The sequence below is a fragment of the Amphritea sp. genome (assembly GCF_050300915.1).
GTDB lineage: Bacteria > Pseudomonadota > Gammaproteobacteria > Pseudomonadales > Balneatricaceae > Amphritea.
This window is the reverse complement of sequence record NZ_JBNKYN010000133.1, coordinates 1-4,936: the sequence shown is the minus strand read 5'-3', so window position 1 is coordinate 4,936 and position 4,936 is coordinate 1. Positions and strand designations below refer to the sequence as shown.

5 protein-coding genes are annotated in these 4,936 nt (G+C 50.7%); 3 read left to right on the top strand and 2 right to left on the bottom strand.

Annotation, left to right across the window (positions count from 1 at the left end; all coding sequences use genetic code 11):
- Together ACQY8X_RS20550 and ACQY8X_RS20545 are read right to left on the bottom strand one after the other, a co-directional pair.
- Positions 1-530 (bottom strand): response regulator (locus ACQY8X_RS20550; protein ID WP_428036999.1); only part of this gene is annotated, 530 nt, incomplete at its 3' end.
- 17 nt (positions 531-547) lie between these two features.
- On the bottom strand, positions 548-2,152 hold the full coding sequence (locus ACQY8X_RS20545; protein WP_428036998.1) for an ATP-binding protein: 1,605 nt from the start codon (positions 2,150-2,152) through the stop codon (positions 548-550).
- Positions 2,153-2,377: 225 nt separating this feature from the next.
- On the opposite strand from ACQY8X_RS20545, the gene ACQY8X_RS20540 reads away from it, so the two are divergent.
- From ACQY8X_RS20540 to ACQY8X_RS20530, 3 genes are all read left to right on the top strand, one after another.
- Complete coding sequence (locus ACQY8X_RS20540; protein WP_428036997.1) at positions 2,378-3,361, top strand: tripartite tricarboxylate transporter substrate binding protein; 984 nt, start codon at positions 2,378-2,380, stop codon at positions 3,359-3,361.
- Between the two features lie 196 nt (positions 3,362-3,557).
- Positions 3,558-4,031 carry a tripartite tricarboxylate transporter TctB family protein gene (locus tag ACQY8X_RS20535; RefSeq protein WP_428036996.1) on the top strand — a complete coding sequence of 158 codons (474 nt, stop codon included), beginning with the start codon at positions 3,558-3,560 and terminating at the stop codon, positions 4,029-4,031.
- A 4-nt stretch (positions 4,032-4,035) separates the two neighbouring features.
- On the top strand, positions 4,036-4,936 hold a 901-nt coding region (locus tag ACQY8X_RS20530), incomplete at its 3' end, for a tripartite tricarboxylate transporter permease (protein ID WP_428036995.1).

The window sequence follows — 4,936 nt, the reverse complement described above, 5'->3', positions numbered from 1 at the left end:
TTACGATCGGTGAAAACCTTATTGATGTTTTCCAGGGTGATCGCATCAATCCCTTTTGGTAGCCGTGCCACTTCAATAGCTGAGCTCTCATGGCTCGAACCGCTGCGGGGTAATACCCGGTCTACATCACTCTGGGCGAGGGTTTCCAGGGTGCGAAGTTTTTGCAGATGCTGATGATAGTTGCTGAGTGTTTCCTGCAGGCGCTCGAAGACCAGGGGTTTGAGAATATAGTCGAAGACGCCGCCACGCAGTGCTTCCCGCAGGGTGTCGACCTCTTTTGCGGCGGTGATCATAATCACATCAACTGCATTGTTGCCAGCGCGGATTTTACGTAACAGATCAAAACCGGTGCCACTGGGGAACTGGATATCCAGTAATAAAAGGTCAGGCTGCATGATCTCTATCAGGTCCTCTGCCTCAGACAAGCGGTGGGCAATGCCGACGAGCTCAAATCCCTCAACCCGCTCCAGAAAACGTCGCTGAATTTCAGCAATCTGTGGGTCGTCTTCGGCGATTACTACTTTTATCATCTGTGATTAAACCCATGTTATTTTTTATTTTTGGGGATATAAACGGTAAAGCGGCTGCCGCCGTTGTTACCGCTCTCTATAGTTATAGTGCCGCTGAGCTTATCCAGCAGGCTTTTTACCAGATACAGGCCATAACCGTGACCATCACTGCTTTTACTGCTGAAACCTTTTTCAAAGATTTTGTCCTGCTGTTGTAGAGGAATTCCGGGCCCCTGATCTTCAATCTCAAAAATCAGATCATTACCCAGGTCGGTCATCGACAGGAGCACTTTGCCGTCGTTACCGTGATGTTTAAGGGTAGCTTCCAGAGCGTTATCGATCAGGTTACCAATAATACTGACTAGCTGCTCACGGGGGAGCTTATCCGGCAGACTGGTCATCTCACTTTCAGGGTCGATGACTAACAACAGCCCGAGCTCCCGGGCGCGATTATATTTGCCTAACAGGCATCCCGCCAGCACCGGGTCCGGTACGGCTTTCATCAGCAGTTTAATCAGTGCCTGATGGCTTTGTGCTTCCTGACCGATGAGTTGGAGCGCCTGATCGGTGGCGCCGATCTGAATCAGCCCGGCGATGGTATGGAGTTTATTAGAATATTCGTGGGACTGGCTGCGCAGGGTGTCGGCGTACTGTTGAATTCGTGTGAGCTGTTGGCTGACCATATCCAGTTCATCTTTACGCCGGAAACTGGATACCGCCCCTGTAACCTTATCATTCTGTTTGAGAGGCAGTCGGTTGGCGACGATACAGTGGTCTCCGCGCCACACTTCACGATCAAATTGTGGCTCACCCGTTTGCAGTATTTCCAACATTGAGCTGTCAGGCAGAACCTCTTCCACTTTTCTGCCGATAAGATCACTGTTTTTCGGTAAGCCAAGGGTTTCAATAGCGGTCTGATTGATGGTGGTAATTTCACCTCCACTGTTAATGGCGATAATACCTTCACGCACGGATTCCAGAGTGGCCCGCTGTTCATTAAACAGCTGGGCAATCTGTTCCGGCTCGAGACCAAATATCGCTTTCTTGAAGTGGTTGGCGAACCAGACGGCAATGGCTGCACTGGCGATAAAGGAGCCGATGATAACCATAATCAGTGTGACCCTGTAGCGGTTGATAATCTCCGTCACCCGGTCCAGGCTGTAACCTACAGAGATCAGTCCGGCAATGCTGCCATCAGCGCTGATGACCGGTGCCTTGCCCCGCATCGACCAGCCTAACGAGCCAACCGCTTTTGCGATATAACCCTGTCCCTCAATCAGTGCCGGATAGCCGGTATCGCCGTCATCGTCAGCCATTGAGTGACCAATCTTCGCAGGTTTCGGGTGTGCCAGACGGATGCCTTTATTATCGCCGATGACAACAAACCGTGCCCGGGTTGTTTCTGCCAGCGAGATACTCAAGGGTTGCAGATAATCACTGTTTTTCTGTTCTACCGCGCTAATGACATTGGGCATCGCCGCTATCGTTTTGGCGACATCCAGTGCCCGATGACCGATCTGTTCATCAAGGGAGTGCTCCAGATAGTGCAGTGCAAACAGACCGATAAACCCTGTTTGTATCAGCGCCATAATTCCGAGTATCAGAATCATTCGCTGTTTAAGTTTCAACTGCCGAAGTTTCATTGTCGCACTCATTCTCAATGATCGTTGTATCGGTCCCGTTTCCGACGTTAATCAACTGCTGCTTAGATAGTAATCAATCCAGGTGGTATTGGCTCGTAAACTTTATGAACAAAATGGTTTTTATGTTTTAAAAAGCCTTTAAATTCATATGCTTTATTAAACAGTAACGGAAATCTATTGTGCTTCTTATTATAAGAACTAAAGCTGAAGAGCGAGGATTACCGAATGTTTTGTAAAACTGTTAATAAGAAAGCCCTGATGGCTGCCATGCTGACAACCTGTCTGACAGCGGGCGCTTCATTTCATGTTGCGGCGATGGAAAGCGTCCATTTCCTGATTCCCGGTGGTGCCGGTGGTGGTTGGGATGGTACTGCACGAGGCACCGGTGAAGTGCTGAGTAAAGCCGGTCTGGTTGACAGCGTCTCCTATGAAAATATGTCTGGTGGTGGTGGCGGTAAAGCGATTGCTCACCTGATTGAAACCGCTGATCAGAAACATGACACGCTGATGGTGAACTCTACCCCCATCGTTATCCGCTCACTGTCTAAGGTGTTTCCACAGTCTTTCCGGGATCTGACGCCGATTGCTGCGACTATTGGCGACTTTGGTGCCTTCGTGGTGAAGAAGGACTCTAAATACAACAGCTTTAAAGATGTTGTCGCTGAATTCAATGAAAATCCTCGCTCAATTAAGATTGGAGGTGGCTCTGCCCGTGGCAGTATGGACCATCTGGTGGCTGCCATGGCATTTAAAGCAGCCGGTGGTGATGCCCGTCAGGTGCGTTATGTTGCTTATGATGCGGGTGGTAAAGCGATGGCTGGCCTGTTGTCAGGCGAAACCTCTATTTTGTCTACCGGTTTCAGTGAAGCGCTGGCCTTGGCTGAAGCGGGTGAAGTTCGGATTCTGGTGATGACCGGTGATGAGCGTAACGAAGCAGCACCTGATGTGCCAACGCTTAAAGAGCTGGGTTATGACGCTACCTTTGTTAACTGGCGTGGATTTTTCGCGGCTCCCGGTATCAGTGATGCTCAAAAGGCAGAGTTTGTCACCACGCTGCAGAAAATGTATGACACCGAAGCCTGGGAAACTGTGCGTGCCCGTAATGGCTGGGTTGAGATCTTTAAGCCGGATGATCAGTTTATCGCGTTCCTCGAACAGCAGGAAAAAGAGGTGGGTGACCTGATGCGGGAACTGGGCTTTCTCAAGTAATGCCAGAACCCATTGAGCTGCGTAAATCGGGTTATCGTGAAAACGCACGATAACCCTCACTCGTTACGCGTCACTCTATAACCTGATTAACATGACGGGTTGTTAGTTCTTAGCTCTTCTCCGGGTCTTTAGCGACAGTTTTGGCCCGGAGCTTTTTGATTTATCCGACAGGGTTTTCTCTGTCCGGGAGCGTTTCATGATTATGACTAAAGATCACATTGGCGGCATGGTGTTTCTCTGCCTGTCTCTGCTTTATGGCTACTATGCCGGGGATATACAGATGTTGCCGGGTGATGAGTTTGAACCCTTCACTGCACGCACTGTACCGCACACCCTGGCTCTGCTTGGCGGCCTTTTGTCGATAGCCCTGTTGCTGACCGCAGAACGGACTGAGCGAAAACGTCTGAGTCTGAGTAACTATGACTTTGCCCTGGTTGCTAAGTTACTGGTGCTGATCGTTGTCTTTGGTCTGGCATTGGAGTGGATCGGTTTTATGCTGGCGACGATGTTATTTCTGATGGGCGGATTCTGGTTGTTGGGTGAGCGTCGTCTCAAAACGTTGTTGCTGGTGTCGATCCCTTTTGCTGTGGGGATCTGGTTCATCCTGGCCAAACTGTTGGATATTTATCTCGCGCCTGGTCAGCTTTACATACAATTCTTTGGGGGTTGAGGCGATGTTAGACGGAATTTTTACCGGGCTTAGCACTGCGGTGATGCCCTTTAATCTGATGATGGTGGTGGTGGGGTGTTTTGCCGGTACCTTTATCGGCATGTTGCCGGGTCTTGGGCCGATCTCAGCCGTGGCGCTGATGATCCCGATCACCTATGGGCTTGACCCTTCATCGGGCATTATTTTGATGGCGGGGGTGTATTATGGCGCCGTATTTGGTGGCTCTACCTCCTCGATACTGATCAACGCACCGGGTTGTGCCAGCACCGTGGTGACAGCCTTTGATGGTTATCCGCTGGCTCAACAAAATCAGGCGGGTAAAGCGCTGGCACTGGCCGCTTACTCCTCTTTTACCGGTGGTACCGTGGGGGCGATAGCGCTGCTGTTTGCCGCTCCCGCACTGGCAAAAGTCTCTCTCAGCTTTCAGTCGACCGATTACTTTGCCCTGATGATTCTGGGGCTGACGGCAGTGGCAGCTTTCTCTGGTAAAGGACAGGTGATTAAAGCGCTGATTATGACGGTGTTTGGTCTGATGATTGCGACAGTGGGCACCGATACGACCTCTGGGGCCACCCGCTTTACCTTTGGCAGTATCGACCTGATCGATGGCATTAGCTTCCTGTTGCTGGCGATGGCGACCTTTGCACTGACTGAAGTCGTTATGACAGTTCTGAAAGGCGAGCATCGTGAAGAGGAAGAGCAGGTTGATATGAGTAAGCTGGGCAGTATGAAGCTTAGTAAAGAGGAGATCAAAGAGGTTGCCCCGACGATTGCCCGGTCTTCTGTGTTTGGCTTCCTGGTGGGGGTGTTGCCGGGTGCGGGGGCGACGATTGCATCGTTTCTGGCCTATGGTCTGGAACGGAACCTGGCGTCGGCAAAAGAGAAACTGAAGTTTGGCAAGGGGT